Source organism: Kitasatospora sp. NPDC015121, assembly GCF_055562955.1.
In genome coordinates this window covers 87253-104635 of the sequence record NZ_JBVHEH010000016.1, presented here as the reverse complement: position 1 = coordinate 104635, position 17383 = coordinate 87253, and the positions used below count along the sequence as shown (strand labels likewise).

The window sequence follows — 17383 nt, the reverse complement described above, 5'->3', positions numbered from 1 at the left end:
ACGCCCCCGCTCCCCCGGCCCGAGGCTGGTGGCATCCCACCACCCCCTCGGAGTCCCCCCTTGTCGCTGCCGCTCGCCCACTACCGTCCGGTGTTCGCCGCGCCCGGCGCGCTGACCTTCACGCTGTCCGGGCTGCTCGGCCGGCTCGCCACGGCGATGCACGGCGTCTGCGTGGTGGTGCTGGTCGCCGACCGGCGCGGCTCGTACGCGCTGGCCGGGGCGGTCTCGGCGGTCGGGGTGCTGGCCGGGGCGGCGCTGCTGCCGCCGCTGGGGCGGCTGGTGGACCGGTGCGGGCAGGCCCGGGTCGCGGTACCCGCCGTGCTGGCCACCGCGCTGCCGACGGCGGCGCTGCTGCTGTGCGTGCGCTCCGGCGCGCCCGCCTGGACGCTCTTCCCGTGCTGGGCGCTGGCCGGCAGCAGCCCCGACCTGGGCGGCATGGCCCGGGCCCGCTGGGCGCACCTGCACCGGGCCGACCCGGCCGTGCTGCACCGGGCCAACGCGCTGGAGCAGGCGCTGGACGAGCTGTGCTTCATGGCCGGGCCGGTGCTCGGCATGGTCCTGTGCACCGCCGTCGCCCCCGAGGCCGGGCTGCTCGCCGCCTGGGCGCTGGGCACCGCCGGCACCCTGCTGTTCGCCGCCCAGCGCGCCACCGAGCCGCCGGTCGGCCCGCGGCGCGCCTCCCGGGCGAGGGGGTTGGTGCGGACGCCCGGCCTGCCCGCGCTGCTCGCCGTATTCCTCGCCGCCGGGGTGCTGTTCGGGGCGCTGGAGGTGACCACCCTCGCGTACGCCGACGCGCTCGGCCGGCAGTCGGCCGGCGGCGGGCTGCTGGCCCTGGTCGCGGCCGGGTCCTGCGTCTCGGGGCTGGTGTTCGGCGCCGTCCGTCCGCGCCGCCCGGCGGCGGTGCGGCTCGTGCTCGGCACCGGCGCGATGGCCGCGCTGATGCTGCTGCCACTGGCGGCGGGCCTGGCCGGGGCGGGTCTGCCGGTGCTGGGCGCGGCGCTGCTGGCCGCCGGGTCGGGCACCGCGCCGACCATGGTCAGTGGCATGACGCTGGCCCAACGCCTGCTGCCCGCCGACCGGTTGACCGAGGGCATGGCGCTGGCGGTCTCCGCGATCCTGGTCGGCATCTCCACCGGCGCGACCCTCGGCGGCGCCCTCGCCCAGCACACCGCCCCCGGCACCGGCTACCTGCTGCCGGCCGGCGCCGCCGCGCTCGCCCTGACGGCCGCCCTCCGCCTCACCCGGAGGGCCGGTTGACGTCCCGTCAGTTCCAGCCGTACGCGTACTCCGGCAGCTCCGTCCCGTCCGAAAAGCGCGCGGCGCCCCGGCCGAGGCGGCGGGCGCCGTGCCGCTCGTAGAACGCGACCGCCCGCCGGTTGGCGGCCAGCACCTCCAGCCGGACGGGCGCCCCCTCGGCGCGCTCCAGCGCGGCGCGCAGCAGCCGGGTGCCGATGCCGCCGCCGGTCCGGCCGGGGCGGACGTGCAGCTGCTCCAGCCGGACGAGGCCGCCGTCCGGCACCAGGTAGGCGAAGCCGAGCAGGTCGCCGGCGGCCTCGGCCAGCAGCAGGACGGGCGTGTCGGCGGGCGTCCCGTAGTCGGCGTCCAGGCGCAGCGTCCAGAGCAGCTCCTGCTCCGCGGCCTCGGCCGCCAGCACCCGGTCGGGCACCAGCCCGGCGTACGCGGTGCGGCGGCTCGCGACGTGCAGCGCGGCGACGGCCGCCGCGTCCGCGGTCCCGCCCTCGCGCAGGACGGGCGGGTGGGGCGGCGGGCTGGCGGCGGCAGACATCCGGCCAGCCTTCCACACCTTCCCGCGGCTTTTCCCGCCGAGGAGTTGAGCGTGCCCGAACCGGTGCCCTAGAGTCGCTCCCGCAGGATTTTGAACGCGTTCGAAAAACCTGCCCCCGGCCGTCGGAGGGGAGCGGTCCGCCGTGCCCGGCACGCCGGACCGGCAGTCGGCCGACCCGCGGGACCGCCCCGCGGTCGCGCCCGGCGCCGGGGGGCACCGGGCGCGACGGCGGACTTCCGATTCGCCCTCCCGGTCCGGAGTTGTCCCGGTCCGGCGCTAGGCTCGGGCCCGTAGGCGACCGCGACAAAAGCGAATCAGGCGGGGCGAGGTGCCAGAGAACGGCCAGGAGCGGACTCATCAGCGCCCGGTAGGGTCGGGCGGCGTGGAGAACGCGAGCGACAAGGGCGAACCGGGCACCGGCCTGCCCGCGTCCGGCGAGCTGGCGGGCGGGCGGGCCCAGCCGAAGACCGACAAGAGCGAGGCCACCCGCGCGCTGATCCTGGAGACCGCGATGCGGCTGTTCCAGGAGCGCGGCTACGAGAAGACCACCATGCGCGCGATCGCCACCGAGGCGGGCGTCTCGGTCGGCAGCGCCTACTACTACTTCTCGGCCAAGGAGTTCCTGATCCAGGGCTTCTACGACCTGATGACCCACGACCACGCCGCCGACGCCAGGGCCCGGATGGCGCACACCCGCGACTTCGGCGACCGGCTGCAGATCGCGCTGGAGTCCTGGCTCGACACCGCCGCGCCGTACCACGAGTTCGCCGCCCAGTTCTTCCGCACCGCCGCCGACCCGACCAGCTCGCTCAGCCCGTTCTCCAACGAGTCCCACCCGGCCCGGGCCACCGCCGTCGACCTCTTCCGCGAGGTGCTGCAGGGCTCCGAGCTCGCCCCCAAGCTGGACGCCGAACTGGTCGAGCTGCTCCCCGACGTGCTCTGGCTGCACCTGATGGTCGTCGTCCTCTACTGGGTCTTCGACCGCACCCCCGACACCGAGCGCACCCGCGAGTTCGTCCGCCGCTCCACCCCCCTGGTCGCCCGCCTGATCAACCTCTCCCGCTACCGGGTCTTCCGCCCCCTGGTCCGCGACGCCAAGGGCCTGATCCAGGACTTCGTACTGCCCACCATCGGCAAGTCCGTCGTCAAGTAGCCCGCCCGGCAGGCCCGTTGGCCCGGCACTGGGGTCGGGCCGGACCGGGGGACGGATACCGGTGGCGGACCGGGAGGCAGCCCGGCCGGTCGTCGCCGCCCACCTCGGCCGCCTGGTGCCGCACGCCCGCGAGTACGGGCAGCGGCCGCCGCGAGTCGACGTGTCGATGTGTCGATGTGTCGTCGAATCCTCCCCGGTCCGGTCCGTCACGCCCGCGCCCGCGCCCGCACCACCCTGGCCACGGCCCGGACCGGAACGGCCGGGCCGTGCACGACCGGCAGCCGGGGCATGATCGTGCGCCGCAGCGCGTGCACGGACAGCGGCCGGTGGAACCTGGAGCAGGCCGGCAGCGGGTGCGGCGGCGGCCCGGCGACCACCGGCCGGACGGGTTGCACCGGCCGGACGGCTCGGACCGGCGCCGGCCGGGGCGGCGGCCCCCACACCGGCACCGGCCGGACCGGCGCGGGCCGGGCGACCACCGGCCGGACCGGCACGGACCGGACGGTCGGCGTCGGCACGGGCGGGGTGCGGGCGCCGCCCGCCCGGTGGCGGCCGGTCGGCGGCTCGGCCGAGGCGGAGAGCAGCCGGGCGATCGCGGCCACCAGCAGGAGCGCGACGAAGGCGACCAGGGCCGTCGCCCAGAGGTCGGAACGGGACACGTCGATGCCTTCCGGGGTGGGGGGAGCTTCGGCCGCGCCCCGGGGTCGCACCGCGGCCGCCGGGGCGTCTCTTCCGGCCCGAACGCCCCGAACGCTAGGCAGTGCGGAGGGAGCTGTCGACCCGCCGGGATTCGAACAGGGGCGTCCGGGTCGGACTCGCGTTCACCCCTCCGGGTGGCCGTCGGCGGACGCCTCCCCCAGCTCACCGGCGGTCCGCCAGTGCCGCACCCGCCCCGCGCCGCCCCCGCGCCACCGCACGCGCGTTCGGCACCCGCCGGGGTGGTCACACGGGACGCGCGTTGACGCCGCCGCGGCACCCCCAGGCGCTGTCGTCGTCGCCCCGGGCCGCCCGGCGGCCGGGGCCGCCCCCCGCGGCCGGAACGGCGTGGTGGACGTCGGGACGCGGGGCGTGCGGAGGCATGGCGGTACTCCAGTGGGGGCGTGGTGTCGGTCGGGGGCCGCGTCGGCGGCCGGCCGGTGGGCGCCGGCGGCTCCGCCGCAGGTGCGGCCGGGGCTGCGGTCCGGTGGCGCTGCGGAGCGGGAGGGAGGGGAGGGGGTGCGGGCCGTTCAGTGCTCGGCGCGGTCCGTCACGGCCGGCGGCTCCGGCGGGAGGTACCGGCGGCGGAAGCGGGGCGAGGCCCGGTAGGTGTCGGCGATCAGCCGGCGGGCGGCGGTGGCCGCGGTGGTGGTCGGGGCGCCGGTCGCGGCGTCCGGTTCCGGGGCGGTGCGGGTCAGGTAGTAGAGCAGGAAGTCGATCCGGTCGACGGAGGCCTGCGCGGTGATGTGCTGGAGTCCCCCGCCACGGTCGGCATGGGCCCAGAGCACGTCCACGGCTTCGGCTTCCTCGACCGCCGGTCCGGTGTCCGGCGGGGGTAAGCGGCGGGCCAGGCCGACGTGCACGATGTCCATCCGCGGATCAGCCGCCCCAGCCGATGTTGCCGTCGGCGACGACCGAGGTGGAGGAGGAGCCGGTCGAGGGGGAGACGGCGGCGGGGACGACCAGGAGCGCGGCGAGGGCGAGGGCGGAGACCGCGGCGGCCTTGACGAGGCGGGTGGCGTTCATGGTGGTGATCCTTCCGGTGGCTGTGACGCGTGGGTGTCGATTCCGGTCCGGCGCCCCGCGGTTGGCGCTTCGTCCCGCTGCCGTCCGGGCTGTCTCCCGGCCGGCGATGAACAGCTTCGCCGCTCGCCGGAGCGGGTGGAAGGAGTTCCGGATGGCGCCAATCGGCCTGTCCGGATCCAGACAGGATGTCATGAGCGCATCAGCAAGGATCGGCCGACCCGAACCGGCTGTCCGGTATCGGCCGGGACGGGCGAAAGATGATCTTGCGCTTACGGCGGGTTGCTGTTTGGATGCCACCGGTTACCCGCCCGGAGGCGGGTTCACATCCATGGGGGGGATGCAGTGCTGGAGGTTCTCGGCCTGACGGCCGGAGCGGCCGAGGTCTACCGCGCGATGCTCGACCACCCCGGCCACGGGGTGGACGGACTCGCCGCGCACTGCGGACTGTCCCCCTCCGACGTCCACTCCGCGCTCGACGAGTTGGGCCGCCGCGCGCTCGTCCGGGCCTCCGCCGAACGGCCGGGCCAGGTCCGCGCGGTCAGTCCGGAGATCGGACTGGCCGACATGCTCGCCGAGCAGGAGGCCGAACTCGCGGCCCGGCAGGCCCAGTTGGCCGCCTCCAAGGCCGCCGTCACCCGACTCGTCGCGGACCGCGCCGAGCACCGGGCCTCCCACGGCGAGCGCCTGATCGGCATGGACGCCATCGTCGGCCGGCTGGAGCGGATGGGCCGGGAGGCCACCACCGAGGCGCTCGGCTGCCAGCCCGGGGTCAAGCGTCCCGAGGACCTCGACGACAGCCGGCTGCCCGACGCCGAGGCACTGGGCCGCGGGGTCTCCATGCGCAGCCTCTTCCAGGACTTCACCCGCAACCAGCCGCACGTCTCCACCTACGCCCACTGGCTGCTCAGCCAGGGCGGCGAGGTCCGCACCGCGGCCACCCTGCCCTCCCGCATGGTGATCATCGACCGCCGGCAGGCCCTCGTCCCGATCGACCCCGAGGACAACCGCAAGGGCGCGCTGCACGTCACCGAGCCGGGCATCATCGCCGCCCTGCTCGACCTCTTCGAGCAGGCCTGGAACACCGCCGTCCCGCTCGGCACGATCGCCCCCGGCGACCCCGCCACCGGCCTCAGCGCCACCGAGCGCGAGCTGCTGCGCCTGCTCGGCGGTGGCCTGACCGACGACGCCGCCGGGCAGCGGCTGGGCATCTCCTCCCGCACCGTCGGCCGGCACATGGCCTCGATCATGGAGCGGCTGAACGCCGCCAGCCGCTTCGAGGCCGGCATCAAGGCGGCCCAGCGCGGCTGGATCTGACGGGACGGGTCCGCTCAGAAGCTGTCCTGGTTCCAGGGCGCGCGGGCGGTGCGCAGCAGGCCGTCCGCGCGGACGGCCGCGCCCGGGGTCAGCTCGGTGAGCAGGCCGGCGTCGACGAGGGCCGCCGCGCTGCCGCCGCCCAGGTAGAGCGAGCCGAGCCGGGAGACGTCGAGCGCCAGGTCGGCCGGCTCCTCGGTGCGGACGATCCGGCCGGCGCCGTCGGCGGCGGCCTCCAGCGCCCAGCGCCCGGCCGTCCAGCCCGCGCGGTCGGCGACGTCCAGCACCAGGCGGCCGGGGGCCTCGTAGCGGCGGGCGGCGAACGCGGCGGGCAGGTCGAGCAGCCGCAGCCAGGTGAAGTCGGCGGCGTCCTCGTGCTGCCTGGCGCCGCGCGGGTCGTTGAGCAGCAGCGGCAGCGGGTCTCCGGGGCCGAGGTGGGCGGCGACCACCTGGCGCACCCAGTCGACCGAGAAGGCGAACGTCCAGAGCGCGTTGGCGGTCTTCCGGTCGAGCGCGACGAAGTCCCGGACGGTCAGCGGGCAGTCGGGGTAGGCGCCGTCCCACTTGTCGTCGACGGTGTAGTCGATCATGCCGGTGAGGGTGCCGTCGGCGGTGCGGTGGAAGGCGGTGAAACCCTGCCGCCGGTCGAAGCCGGGCAGTTCGATCTCGCCGGCCCGCAGCCGCCACCAGGCGTCGAACCGGCCGATCGCGCCGGGCTGGGTGGGCCGCCAGCGCTCGTGCAGCCCGGGGCCGAGCTCGCGGAACTCCGCGGGGGTCGCGAAGTCGATCCGGTGGCCCTCGTGCACCGGCAGCCCCGCCCGGATGCCGCCGGAGCGCAGCACGTCGACCCGCAGGCCGCCCAGGGGGGCGGCCGAGCCGAAGCCGAACCGGCCGTAGATGTTGTGCTCGGCGGCGATCAGGATCGCGGCGGCCGAGCCGCGCTCGCGGGCGGCGGTCAGGTCGTGGCGCATCATGCCGCTGAGCAGGCCGCGCCGGCGGTGGGTGGCGTTGACCGTGACGGCGGTGATCGCGTCCACCGGCAGCAGCCGGCCGCCGGGCACCGTCAGCCCGGTGTCGAAGCTGCGGAACGTCGCGACGCAGCGCGGCCGCCCGTCCGCCGCCGGCACCTCGTGGTCGAAGGCCCCCAGCATCCGCCCGGGCTCGAACAGCGCCTCCCGCCACTCCCGCGCGGGGGCGACGTGCGGCCGCATGAACCCGAGCGCGACCGCCCGGTCCCAGTCGGCCAGTTCCTCCCGCGCGATCGCCCGGATCTCGACGCCCCGCCCGGGGCCCTGCTGCACGTCGTTGCCCATCGGGCCACCGTACGACGCCCCTCCCGCCCCGGCATCCGGTTTTCCCGCCGCCCGGCCCGGCGGGCCCGTGGCGTCAGGGGCGGGCGTAGAAGTCCGGGCGGCCCATGATCCAGAGGCTGGCCTGCTTGATCGCGGTGCCGGGGCGGGGGGCCTCGATCATCTGGTCGTCGCCGAGGTAGATCGCGACGTGGTGGATGTCGGCGGCGCGGCCGGTCTTCGTCCAGAACACCAGGTCGCCGGGGCGGAGTTGGGCGTAGCTGACCGGGGTGGACTCGGCGTACTGGTCGGCGGCGAAGTGGGTCAGGTTCTTGCCGCCGAGGCGCCAGGCCATCATGGTCAGGCCGGAGCAGTCGTAGCCCTGCGGGCCCTCGCCGCCCCAGATGTAGGGCAGGCCGATCACCGAGCGGGCGAAGGCGAGGGCGGCCGCGGAGCCGCCGGCCGACCAGGCGCTCTCGCGCTGCTTCGGGACCGCGTGGTGCCGGGCGGCCGCGGCGGCCGCTGCGGCGGCGGCCGCTTCGGCTTCGGCCTCGGCGCGGCGGGCGGCCTCCTCGGCCTCGCGGGCGGCGATCGCGTCGAGGGCCTGCTGGCGCTGGCGCTCCAGTTCGACGGTGGTCTCGCGGGCGGCGGCGAGTTCGGCGAGCAGCGCCTCCTGGCGGCGGGCGGTGTCGGCGACCCGGGTCTGCTGGTCGGCGACCCGGCGCTGGGCCTGCTCCTTGGCGGTGCGGACGGTCTCGGCGGCGGTGCGGGCGGCCTCCTCGGCGGCGCGGGCCGCGTCGGCGGCCTCGGCGGCGGCCTTCGCGGTGGCGGTGGCGTCGTCGAGGATCTGCCGGGTCTGGGCGCCGGCGGTGCCGACGGCGGCGGCCTGGGCGGACAGCGGGGCGGTGCCGCGGGCGCCCAACAGGGCGTTGATCGCCGAGAGTTGGGGTGAGGCGCCCTGCCGGTAGATCTCGGCGAGCAGGCCGGCGGCCCGGTCGGCGGCCTCGGCGTGGGCGGCCTCGGCGGCGGCCGAGCGCTCGGCGGCGGCCTTCGCGGCGTCCCGGGCCCGGGCGAGGTGGACCAGCGCGCCGTTGTACGCCTCGACGGCCTGCTCGGCGGCCTGCCCGGCCCGGTCGAGCTCGGCCCGGTCGGCGGCCAGCCTGGCCTGCGCGGCGTCGGCGTCGGCGGCCCTGGCGTCGGCGTCGGCCCGGGCGCGGGCGACGTCGTCGGCGGACGGGTAGTCCGGCGGCGGGTCGTCGGCGGGCCGGGACACGGGCCCGAGCACCGGCCCGAGCACCGGCCCGAGCACCGGCCCGAGCACCGGCCCGAGCGCGGGCGCCCCCGCGGCCCGGGCGGCGTTCGCGGCCGGCGCCGCGGGGGCGTTCGCGGCGGGCAGCAGGGCGAGCAGGGCGGTGGTGGAGAGGAGGAGGACGGGGAGGAGCCTGCGCGGCATGACGGATCCTCTCTCGGCGGGCGGCACGGGGGTCTGGCGATCAACCGGACATCGCATGAGGTGATCATCCGGTCACGCACCGCAAGATTGTCAGACCTGGTGGCGCCCCGGCGCCATCGCCATGCGGCCGTGCGGGTGAGATGTCGGATTGTCTGAGCGGGCATATGCGCCGGGCGGATCGAACGTCCACGAACCCTACCGGTCCGCAGCCGTGCCACCCCGGCTTTCAACAGCCCTTCAACGCCCTTTCCACGCGCCTCCGACGTCCCGCCCGACGGCTTCAGCGCGCCCGCCCCGACGGCCGCCCCGCCCCGGTCGCGGTGGTCCGCGGCCGCCCGGCCCGGACGGTGCGGCGGCGGCGCTGCGCCCGGGCCCGCCGGGCCGGGTCGCCGCTCCGGTCGGCCGGCCCGCCCGGTCCGTCCCCGGTGCCCGTTCCGGCCGTGCTCGCGCCCGGTCCCCGCCGGTGCGGGCGGGGCCGGTGGGCGAGGGCCCGGGCGGCCATCCGCTCGGCCACCGCCTGCGCCTTGGGGTGCCCGGCCGGGACCTTGTCCGGCGCGCCCGCGATCAGGTCGAACAGCCAGGTGCGGGCCCGGTCCGTCCGGGCGTGCAGCCGCCGTTCGCGCCGGATCGCGCGCGCCATGCGCCGGGGGCGCCCGGTGTAGCGCCAGCGCGCCCAGGGGCTGGCGGGGCGGGCCAGCCGGATCGCGCCGATCCAGGACAGGCCGGGCACCATGATGCCGAGCAGGCCCGTCCAGACCTTGCCCTTGAGCAGCGCGAGCAGGCAGACCAGCGCGTTGACGCCGATCACCGCGACCAGCCCCCAGCGGGTGTCCTGCCCGGGCACCACGCCGAGCGGCACGTACCCGGTGAGCAGCAGCGCGGTGAGCAGGATGCCGAGGATCACCGCGTCCACCGACTTGCGGCCCTGCTCGCTCCAGTACACGTCGTCCAGGTGCAGGATCAGCGCGAACTCGTCCAGCACCAGCCCGCAGCCGATGCCGAAGGACAGGCCGAACCAGTCGATCCAGGGGTGGCCGCCGTCGGTGGCGAAGGTGCCGGTGCCGCCGAGCAGCAGGAAGCCCAGGCCGAACACCATGTGGTGGATGTGCAGCCCGCCGGGGGTGATGTTGCCCGGCCACCAGCGGACCTGGGCGCGGATCATCCGGGTGCTGAACCGGATGAACGCGAACGAGGTGATGAACCCGACCAGCAGCAGGAACAGCGGCTGCTTGTGGGCGTCCACGATGTGGTGGCGGTAACCGTCCAGCAGTGCGCTGATCATCTGGTGGTGCCTCTATCCGACGGTTCGACGGGGGTGCTCAGAAGCCGCGGGTGCGCTTCGCCGCCCGGCGCGGGATCAGCACGTGCGGGGTGTCGCGGTCGCTCGCGCCGGGGTTCTTCAGGAACAGCCGGGCCACCTCGCCGCCGAGGTTGACGCCGATCGCCAGCGCCAGCGCCAGCGCGACCGCCCGGGAGGCGGAGACCAGTCCGGAGCCGGCGTGGCCCTGGGCGAACGCCAGCATGCCCAGGTAGAGCGCCGAACCGGGCATCAGCGGCCCCAGCGCGGCGGTCACGTACGGCAGCGCGGAGGCCGCCCGGTAGCGGGCCAGCAGCTGGCCGAACAGGCCGACCAGGCCGGCCGCGACGCCGGTCGCGACGATCGCCGAGACGCCCGCGTTGCGGGTCAGCACGCCGTACGTGGACCAGCCGATCGCCGCGTTTATCACCACCATCGGCAGCGAGCGCCGGTCGGTCTGCAGCAGCATCGCGAACGCCAGCGCCAGCACCGTCGCGGCGACCAGCTGGACCGGCGGGTTGGCGGTGCCGCCCAGGCTCTCGTCGGGCCGCAGCCGGGCGTTGTAGTTGACGCCGACGTACAGCACCAGCATCACGCCGATGACGATGCCCGCGATCAGGTACACCACCTCCAGCAGCCGGGCGGCGGCGGTGATGTAGAAGCCGGTCAGGCCGTCCTGGACGGCGGCGACCATGGCCCGGCCGGGCAGCAGCGCGAACAGCCCACCGGTGATCACCACCGAGCCGCGCAGGTGCAGTTCGTTGAAGGACAGCAGGATGCCGCAGAGCGCGGCGGGCATCGCCGCGATCACGAACTGGTAGAACTCCGGCAGCCCGCGCCGGGCGATCGAGGAGGCCAGCCGGTCGCCGACCACGGCGGTGGTGAACGCGGAGACGAACACCAGCCAGGCCGTGGAGTCGATCCGCCCGCCGACCAGGAACGACGCCGCGCCGGCCAGCAGCCCGGTGGCCGCCGACATCAGCCACGCCGGGTACGGGTGCCGGTTGCGGCGGATCCCGGCGAGCCGCCGGTACGCGTCGTTGACGGTGATCCGCTCGGCGGTGATGTCGGCGACCAGCTCGTACACGGCGGCCAGCCGGGTGTAGTCGGAGGTGCGGCGGCGCACCACCCGGTCCGCGGTGACCGGCGGGTCGATCAGCGAGGGCTGGTGCGAGATCGAGATCAGCGTGAAGGTGACCTGCGGTTCGCAGTGGTCGAGCCGGTAGGCGTGCGTGATGCCGAGCATCGCCGCCTCCACGTCCTCGGCGGCCTCGCCGCTGGCCAGCAGCAGTTCGCCGATCCGCAGCGACAGGTCGAGGACCCGCGGCACGTTGCGCTGGGTCTGCGCCCCGGCGGCGGGGTGCAGTTCGCGCGGGGTCCGCTCGAACGCCGGGCGCTCGGCCATCGGCGTCCGCAGCAGGGTGCGCATCCGGTCCGGCCAGGGGGCGTCGCCGGGGGCGCCCTTGTGCAGCTCGGCCAGCTCGATGCCGTGGGACGGGGTGTAGCCGGCCGCGTTCCACTCCTCGGGCGTCAGGGTGTCCTGGGCCAGCGGGTTGCGGCGGGCCCGGACCGACTCGGCGACCTCGGGCACCGGCGGGTGGCCGAGCAGGCCCTCGGTCTGCGTCGGCTCCGGCGCGTGCGGCACGGTGACGGTCCGTTCGATCGGCGGCGCGTCCGGCCCGAGCAGCCCCTCGGTGGGCGGCGCCTCCTGCGCCGGTACGCCCTCCGGCTCTCGATCGGACACGCGCCGCCTCCACCACCCCGGCCGCCCGTCCGGTCGGGTCGGCCTCCTGGCCTCCACCTTGCCCGATCAGCGGCGGAGGTGCGAACAGCCGGTCGCCCGGGCCCGGCCGTCCCCGGGCGGCCGCCGGCGAAACCGGACATAATGACCGTCCATGGGCGAGCAGCGGGCGGCGGTCGACAGCGCGCGGGACGACGACGGCAGCGGCGGCGACGCACCGGGCGGTGGCGGCGAGAGCGTCACCACGGTGGTCGTCGCGGGCGCCTGCAACCTCGGCATCGCCCTCGCCAAGGCCGTCGCGGGCGCGGTCAGCGGCTCCAGCGCGATGCTCTCCGAGGCCGCGCACTCCTTCGCCGACACCGTCACCGAGGTGCTGCTCTTCCTCTCCCTCAAGCGCAGCACCCGCCCCGCCGACGCCGCGCACCCGCTCGGCCACGGCCGCGAGCGCTACCTGTGGGCGCTGCTCGCCTCCTTCGCGACCTTCGTCGGCGGCGCGGTGTTCTCGGTCCACGACGGCGTCCACACCCTGCGCCACGGGGAGGAGCTGGGCAGTCCGGCGGTCTCCTACCTGGTCCTGGCGATCGCCTTCGTCCTGGAGTCGGTCTCGCTGGCCCGGACGGTCCGTCAGCTGCGCGGCGAGACCAGCCGGCTCGCCGTCAGCGGCTACCGCTACCTGCGGCGCACCTCCGACACCGCCGTGAAGGCCGTCTTCCTGGAGGACTCCGCCGCCCTGGTCGGCCTGCTGCTCGCCTTCGGCGGCCTGCTCGGCGCCCAGCTCACCGGCGACCCGCTCTGGGACGGCCTGGCCTCCGTCCTGATCGGCGCCCTGCTCGCCTGGGTCGCCTACGTGCTGGCCCGCGACAACGCTTCGCTGCTGATCGGCCGCTCGCTCCCCGAACGCTACGAGCGGGCCATCACCGATGCCCTCGAAGCCCAGCCCCGGGTGGTCCGGGTCCTCGACCTGGTGACCAGCGTGTACGGCCCGGACGACGTCCTGGTCGCCGCCAAGGTCGACTTCGCCGACCTGGCCACCGCCGCCGAGGTCGAAACCGCCTGCGACCGGGCCGAACGCGCCGTCCGCCGCGCCGTCCCGGCGGTCACCCGGGTCTACCTCGACCCGACCCCGCCCGCGTCCTGACGGTCGACCGGCGGGGCGCGGACGGGGCAGCGGGGTCAGAGTCCGTAGGCGTCGACGATCTCCTGGTGGCGGGCGGTGTCGGCGCCCGCGGCCTCGGCCAGGGCGGGCCAGGCCAGGGGGTGGGCGAGGCGGGCGGTGAGGGTGGTGAGGAGGGCGTCGGCGTCGGCGGCGCTGCTGGTCGGGGGGACGCCGAGGGCGGCGTAGACGCCGGGGAGGCTGCCGTCGGGGTCGGCGGGGTCGGCGATCCGGTACTCGTCGCCGCTGTAGACCCAGACCGCGTGGCCGGCCTCCCGCAGGGCGTCGCGCAGCGCGTACCAGTCGTCCGCCGGGGGGCGGCCGCCGTCGAGCCAGTAGGTGGTGTAGCCGGCCGGGTCGAGGAGGGTGAGGTGCTCGAAGACCGGGCGCCAGTCCTCGGCCCCGTCGCTGCCGGGTTCCGGACGGTCGTTCAGGACGGCCGGGGCGAACACCACGACGTCGCCGTGGTTGAGGTCGAGGTCGTCGCCGAGCACCGGCAGCACCCTGGCGGTGGCCGGGCCGGTGCGCAGCGCGGGCAGGTCGGTGGTGGTGCCGTTGGCGCGGCGCACCCGCACCTCGACCAGCTGCCACTCCTCCTCGACCGGGCCGCTGTCGGTGTCGAACTCGATGCCGAGCCGGGCGCCGGCCGCGCGGACGGCCGCCCAGTCGCGGTTGGCGGTGGCGGCGGTGACCAGGTGCCACAGGTCGGGCCCCTGGACGGTGCGGTGCTCCTGGTCCTGGCCGGCCTCGGCCGGGTCGAGGGCGTGCGCCAGCAGCTCCTCGTACAGCCGCTGGGCCTCGGCGTGGTCGCCGCGCCGGGTGGCGGCGGAGGCGGCGAGGCGGCGGGTGTTGAGCGCGTCGGGCGAGTGGGCCAGGACGGCCGCGCACTGCTCGCCGACCTCGGCCCAGCGGCCCTGGGCGGCGGCCCAGCGGGCGCGCAGCCAGTGCGCGTCGGCCGGGTCGGCGGTGGCGATCCGGGTGGCGAGGCGGTCGACGCCCTCGCCGTCCTCGGCGTCGATCAGCAGCTGGCCGAGCATGCCGGTGAGGTACTCGTGGCCGGGGTCCAGCTCCAGCTGGGCCCAGGCGAGTTCGGTGACGGCCCGGGTGTGTCCGAGGACGCCGAGCACGGTGGCCAGGTTGACCACCAGGACGGTGTCGGGCCGCTCCCCGGCCGCGGCGGCGGCGGCCAGCGCGGCGGCCAGCAGGTCGGCGCCCGTCTCCGGGTCGGGCTGGTTCTCGCCCAGCCAGCGCGGCAGCTCCTCGGCCGGGACCGGGAGCGGAGGGTGCGGCAGGGCTTCGGCGGCGGCCCGCAGCGCGGCGACCCGTTCGGCGACGCCGGCGGTGCTGCGGAGCCGGCCGAGCTTGCGCTCGCCGGTCCGGGCCAGGGTCAGGGCGACCTCGCGGGCGCCCCGGCCGAGGGCGAGCGTCCCGGCCCGCAGCACCAGGTCGAGGCACGGCCGGTGCGAGCCGGCGACGTCCAGCTCGCCGGCCCAGGAGGCGAGCCGGGCGCCGAGCCGGGCGTCGTTCTCGAACTCCCCGGCGGCCACCAGCAGTTCGACGGCGGAGGACCAGCGGTGCCGGATGTCCGGGTACCGGTCGGCCTCCTCGGCGTCCGGCAGCAGCTCCAGCGCGGTGCCGGTCCGGCCGAGCGCGGCGTGCTGCAGGGCGCGGCCGACCGCGAGCTTGCGCCGGTCGTCGTCATCCAGCCGGTTGCCGGCCGCGACGTAGGCCCGCTCGGCGGTGTCGAAGGCGTCCAGCGCGTCCTGGTGGCGGCCGAGCCGGTGCAGGGCGGAGACCCGGCTGTGCGCGAAGGAGAGCGAGGCCCGCTCGCCGGCCGCCCGGATCCGGGTCTCGGCCCGGTCCAGGTGGGCCAGCGCGTCGGCGGGGCGGCCGTCGTCCTCCAGGGTGTCGGCGTACTCGCGGGAGAGGCAGTCGAAGCAGGCCCGGGCCGGCTCGACCCGCTGCAGCGCCTCCTCCAGCACGGCGAGCCGCTCCGGGACGTAGCCGGGGCCGTCGATGTTGGCGTGGCAGATGGTGAAGTCCTGGACGGCGCACACCGACTGCGGGCAGGACGCGGTCTCCTCGCGGTGCGCGAACTCCAGCAGCGACACCGCCTCGGACATCGCGGCCTCGCCCTGGTGGCGCTTGTTCAGCAGGTTCTGCAGCCGCCAGTGCCGCAGGAACACCTCCACCCAGGGCAGGCCGAGCGCCCGCGCGGAGGCCAGCGCCTCCGGGTACATCGCGTCGAGCTGCTCGTTGCGGCCCTCGACGGCGTGGCCGGCGATCTCGACGAGCGCGTCGGCCAGCCGGTGCTGCCCGGACTCGGCGAGCTGCCGGTGGGTGTCCTGCACCCAGGACCAGATGTCGGTGGTCATCGTTCCTCGTCCCCCTGCGGAAGGTCTGCGGTGAAGATGGTGTCGGGCAGCGCCGACGGGCCGTCCGCGGGGACGGCGGCGGTGAGCGCGGCCACCGCCGTGGAGATGCCGGACAGCGCCGCGCCGAGGTCGCCGGCGGCCGAGCCTGCCGCCGCCGCCATGATGACCTTCAGCGAGCGCAGCAGCGCGGCCGCGGTGGCCGCGCCGGTGTGCCCGGCCCGGTAGGCGGCCAGCAGGTCGCGGACGGCCGGCGAGGCGAGGTTCAGGTACAGCCGGGCCTTGACCTCGCCGTCGGTGCGCGCGGTGAACGCCCGCGCCAACTGCAGGGCGGCGGACGGGATCCGGGCGTCCGCCCGGTCGTCCTCGATCCGCGCCTTGAGCTCGGCCTCGCGGTCCGGCACCAGCACCAGCGGCAGGCCGGGCGGGTCGAAGCGGGCGGGTACCAGCTGCTCGCCGTCGTCGGTCAGCGCGGCCGCCAGCCAGGCGTGCTGCTCGGCGGGCAGCGGCAGGTCGGGGGCCCGGAACAGCTCCCGGTTGCCGCTCTCGCTGCCCAGTTCGACGATCCGGCAGTCCCGCAGCTGGGCGTAGCGGCGCAGGAACGGCAGCACCGCGTACCGGTCGCCGCGGGCGATCGGCACCTGCATCGCCCGGTACAGCATCTCCTCGAAGCCGCCGCCGCTGCCCAGCGCCACGTGCACCGCGCCGGAGCCCGCCGCCCGCAGCGCGCCCGCGGTCAGCTCGCCCTGCGAGGTCGGCACCGGGACGTCGTCGGCGAGCAGCGTGAACAGCCGGTCGTCGCAGAGCGCCGCGCCCAGCAGGTCCTGCCCGTGCCGGGCCAGGATCCGCCGCCAGGCCGCCGGGTGCAGCCGGGCGGTCTCGTACAGGCCGTCCACGATCGCGTCGGCGAGCGCCCGCTGCAGCGCCCGGTAGTGCTCGTCGCGCTGCAGGTCCTCGCGGCTGGCGGTGGGGGTGAGCCGGGACGACTCGACCACGCCGCCGATGAACCCGGCCCAGCTGGGCAGCAGGTCGCGGGCGTCGTCGGCGAGCAGCATCCCGCGCAGGTAGACCGCGAGGTCCCGGTTGTCGCTCGACCCGTAGGTGCCGCCGTCCTGCACCCAGAGCAGCCCGACCGCGTCGGTCCGCTCGTCGGCGGGCGCCACCGGGAAGGCGGTCAGCGGCTCGAAGCTGCGGGCGAACGCGGTGGCGAAGCGCATCCGGTGCAGGTGCGGCGAGCCCGGCACGTCCTGCCGCCAGGGCACCACCACGTCGTTGACCGGCTCCTCGTCCGCGCCGACGTACACCGCGATCGGCAGCAGCACGCAGTACCGGACCAGCACCTCGCGCAGCGCCTCCTCGTCGGCGAGGTGCGCGTGCTCGGCCTTCAGCCGCAGCCGCACCACCGTGCCCGGGCCGGGCCGCGCCGGGGCGGGCTCCACGCTGTACTGCTCGCCGCCCCGGCTGCGGTAGGTGTGCGCGGCCGACGGCTCGCGGTGCGAGGCGGTGGTGACGGTCACCTCCTCGGCCACCGAGAACGCCGAGAGGAAGCCCAGGCCGAAGGCGCCGATCAGCTCCTGGTTGCCGGTCAGGTCGCGCAGCATCCGGGTGTAGCCGGTGCCGACGGTCGCCAGGTACGCGTGGATCTCCGGTTCGGTCAGCCCCGCCCCGTTGTCCTCGATCGACACCGTCCGCGCGGCGGCGTCCCCGGTGACCCGGATCAGCGGGCGGTAGGCGCCCTCCGGGTCCTCCAGCCTCCGCCGGGTGTGCGAGTCGTGGGCGTTCTGCACCAGCTCGCGCAGCGCCACCAGCGGCGTCGAGTACAGGTGGGTGGCGAGCACCCCGACCAGGCCGCCGAGGTCGACCTCCGTGGTGCGGAGATTCGCCGAGTTCTCGGCGGCGGGGAATTCGGCGCCGCTTCCGCCGGCACCGGAAGCGGGGGGAAGAGCATCAGACATAAGGCCACAGTGTGCCAGTACGACAATCGGGCGACCAGGGTTTTAAGATTCCCCGTTCCTGTCGATCCTCGGTCAACCAATCGTTGACGCCCGAAGGCCCGCCGGCGCCCCGGACGAACGGGCAACTCCCCACGTCAGAGGGGTATTCAGC

14 protein-coding genes are annotated in these 17383 nt (G+C 76.2%); 4 read left to right on the top strand and 10 right to left on the bottom strand.

Features of this window, described 5'->3' with window-relative positions; translation table 11 throughout:
• The first annotated feature begins 60 nt into the window (after positions 1 to 60).
• The gene (locus tag ACZ3J7_RS24630) at positions 61 to 1257 is read left to right on the top strand and encodes an MFS transporter (protein ID WP_465624756.1); all 1197 of its coding nucleotides are present in this window, start codon (positions 61 to 63) and stop codon (positions 1255 to 1257) included.
• Between the two features lie 7 nt (positions 1258 to 1264).
• Here ACZ3J7_RS24630 and ACZ3J7_RS24625 read toward each other — a convergent pair whose 3' ends face one another.
• Positions 1265 to 1786: a GNAT family N-acetyltransferase gene (locus tag ACZ3J7_RS24625; protein ID WP_465624754.1), complete on the bottom strand. Its 522-nt coding sequence runs from the start codon at positions 1784 to 1786 to the stop codon at positions 1265 to 1267.
• 382 nt (positions 1787 to 2168) lie between these two features.
• On the opposite strand from ACZ3J7_RS24625, the gene ACZ3J7_RS24620 reads away from it, so the two are divergent.
• Positions 2169 to 2939: a TetR/AcrR family transcriptional regulator gene (locus tag ACZ3J7_RS24620; RefSeq protein ID WP_465624752.1), complete on the top strand. Its 771-nt coding sequence runs from the start codon at positions 2169 to 2171 to the stop codon at positions 2937 to 2939.
• A gap of 206 nt (positions 2940 to 3145) precedes the next feature.
• Here ACZ3J7_RS24620 and ACZ3J7_RS24615 read toward each other — a convergent pair whose 3' ends face one another.
• The 3 genes from ACZ3J7_RS24615 to ACZ3J7_RS24605 form a co-directional block, all read right to left on the bottom strand.
• Positions 3146 to 3598, bottom strand: a complete 453-nt coding sequence (locus ACZ3J7_RS24615) for a hypothetical protein (RefSeq protein WP_465624750.1) — start codon at positions 3596 to 3598, stop codon at positions 3146 to 3148.
• Between the two features lie 567 nt (positions 3599 to 4165).
• Complete coding sequence (locus ACZ3J7_RS24610) at positions 4166 to 4507, bottom strand: hypothetical protein (protein ID WP_465624748.1); 342 nt, start codon at positions 4505 to 4507, stop codon at positions 4166 to 4168.
• A 7-nt stretch (positions 4508 to 4514) separates the two neighbouring features.
• Positions 4515 to 4661, bottom strand: a complete 147-nt coding sequence (locus tag ACZ3J7_RS24605) for a hypothetical protein (protein ID WP_465624746.1) — start codon at positions 4659 to 4661, stop codon at positions 4515 to 4517.
• Positions 4662 to 5003: 342 nt separating this feature from the next.
• Between ACZ3J7_RS24605 and ACZ3J7_RS24600 the strand changes: the two genes are divergently transcribed.
• Positions 5004 to 5975 (top strand): TrmB family transcriptional regulator, encoded by a 972-nt coding sequence (locus tag ACZ3J7_RS24600; RefSeq protein ID WP_465624744.1) that lies wholly within the window; start codon positions 5004 to 5006, stop codon positions 5973 to 5975.
• 14 nt (positions 5976 to 5989) lie between these two features.
• Here the strand turns inward: ACZ3J7_RS24600 and ACZ3J7_RS24595 are convergent, their stop codons facing one another.
• The 4 genes from ACZ3J7_RS24595 to ACZ3J7_RS24580 form a co-directional block, all read right to left on the bottom strand.
• Positions 5990 to 7285 (bottom strand): GNAT family N-acetyltransferase, encoded by a 1296-nt coding sequence (locus tag ACZ3J7_RS24595; RefSeq protein ID WP_465624742.1) that lies wholly within the window; start codon positions 7283 to 7285, stop codon positions 5990 to 5992.
• Positions 7286 to 7358: 73 nt separating this feature from the next.
• On the bottom strand, positions 7359 to 8714 hold the full coding sequence (locus tag ACZ3J7_RS24590) for a C40 family peptidase (RefSeq protein WP_465624740.1): 1356 nt from the start codon (positions 8712 to 8714) through the stop codon (positions 7359 to 7361).
• Between the two features lie 280 nt (positions 8715 to 8994).
• Positions 8995 to 9996 carry a hypothetical protein gene (locus tag ACZ3J7_RS24585; protein WP_465624738.1) on the bottom strand — a complete coding sequence of 334 codons (1002 nt, stop codon included), beginning with the start codon at positions 9994 to 9996 and terminating at the stop codon, positions 8995 to 8997.
• A gap of 37 nt (positions 9997 to 10033) precedes the next feature.
• Positions 10034 to 11755, bottom strand: a complete 1722-nt coding sequence (locus ACZ3J7_RS24580) for a threonine/serine exporter family protein (protein ID WP_465624737.1) — start codon at positions 11753 to 11755, stop codon at positions 10034 to 10036.
• Between the two features lie 151 nt (positions 11756 to 11906).
• Between ACZ3J7_RS24580 and ACZ3J7_RS24575 the strand changes: the two genes are divergently transcribed.
• A complete protein-coding gene (locus tag ACZ3J7_RS24575; protein ID WP_465624735.1) occupies positions 11907 to 12890 on the top strand; it encodes a cation diffusion facilitator family transporter in 984 nt (327 codons plus the stop codon).
• A 35-nt stretch (positions 12891 to 12925) separates the two neighbouring features.
• Here the strand turns inward: ACZ3J7_RS24575 and ACZ3J7_RS24570 are convergent, their stop codons facing one another.
• Complete coding sequence (locus ACZ3J7_RS24570; RefSeq protein WP_465624733.1) at positions 12926 to 15280, bottom strand: tetratricopeptide repeat protein; 2355 nt, start codon at positions 15278 to 15280, stop codon at positions 12926 to 12928.
• Entirely contained in the window at positions 15277 to 17232 is a 1956-nt protein-coding gene (locus tag ACZ3J7_RS24565) for an ATP-binding protein (protein WP_465624731.1), read from the bottom strand. The genes ACZ3J7_RS24570 and ACZ3J7_RS24565 overlap by 4 nt, the downstream gene beginning before the upstream one ends.
• Positions 17233 to 17383: the final 151 nt, after the last annotated feature.

Bases quoted from the DNA above. Each gene is read 5' to 3' on its own strand.
- ACZ3J7_RS24625 (WP_465624754.1), bottom strand. From the start codon at position 1,786: ATGTCTGCCGCCGCCAGCCCGCCGCCCCACCCGCCCGTCCTGCGCGAG.
- ACZ3J7_RS24610 (WP_465624748.1), bottom strand. From the start codon at position 4,507: ATGGACATCGTGCACGTCGGCCTGGCCCGCCGCTTACCCCCGCCGGAC.
- ACZ3J7_RS24605 (WP_465624746.1), bottom strand. From the start codon at position 4,661: ATGAACGCCACCCGCCTCGTCAAGGCCGCCGCGGTCTCCGCCCTCGCC.
- ACZ3J7_RS24595 (WP_465624742.1), bottom strand. From the start codon at position 7,285: ATGGGCAACGACGTGCAGCAGGGCCCCGGGCGGGGCGTCGAGATCCGG.
- ACZ3J7_RS24590 (WP_465624740.1), bottom strand. From the start codon at position 8,714: ATGCCGCGCAGGCTCCTCCCCGTCCTCCTCCTCTCCACCACCGCCCTG.
- ACZ3J7_RS24585 (WP_465624738.1), bottom strand. From the start codon at position 9,996: ATGATCAGCGCACTGCTGGACGGTTACCGCCACCACATCGTGGACGCC.
- ACZ3J7_RS24575 (WP_465624735.1), top strand. From the start codon at position 11,907: ATGGGCGAGCAGCGGGCGGCGGTCGACAGCGCGCGGGACGACGACGGC.
- ACZ3J7_RS24570 (WP_465624733.1), bottom strand. From the start codon at position 15,280: ATGACCACCGACATCTGGTCCTGGGTGCAGGACACCCACCGGCAGCTC.
- ACZ3J7_RS24565 (WP_465624731.1), bottom strand. From the start codon at position 17,232: ATGTCTGATGCTCTTCCCCCCGCTTCCGGTGCCGGCGGAAGCGGCGCC.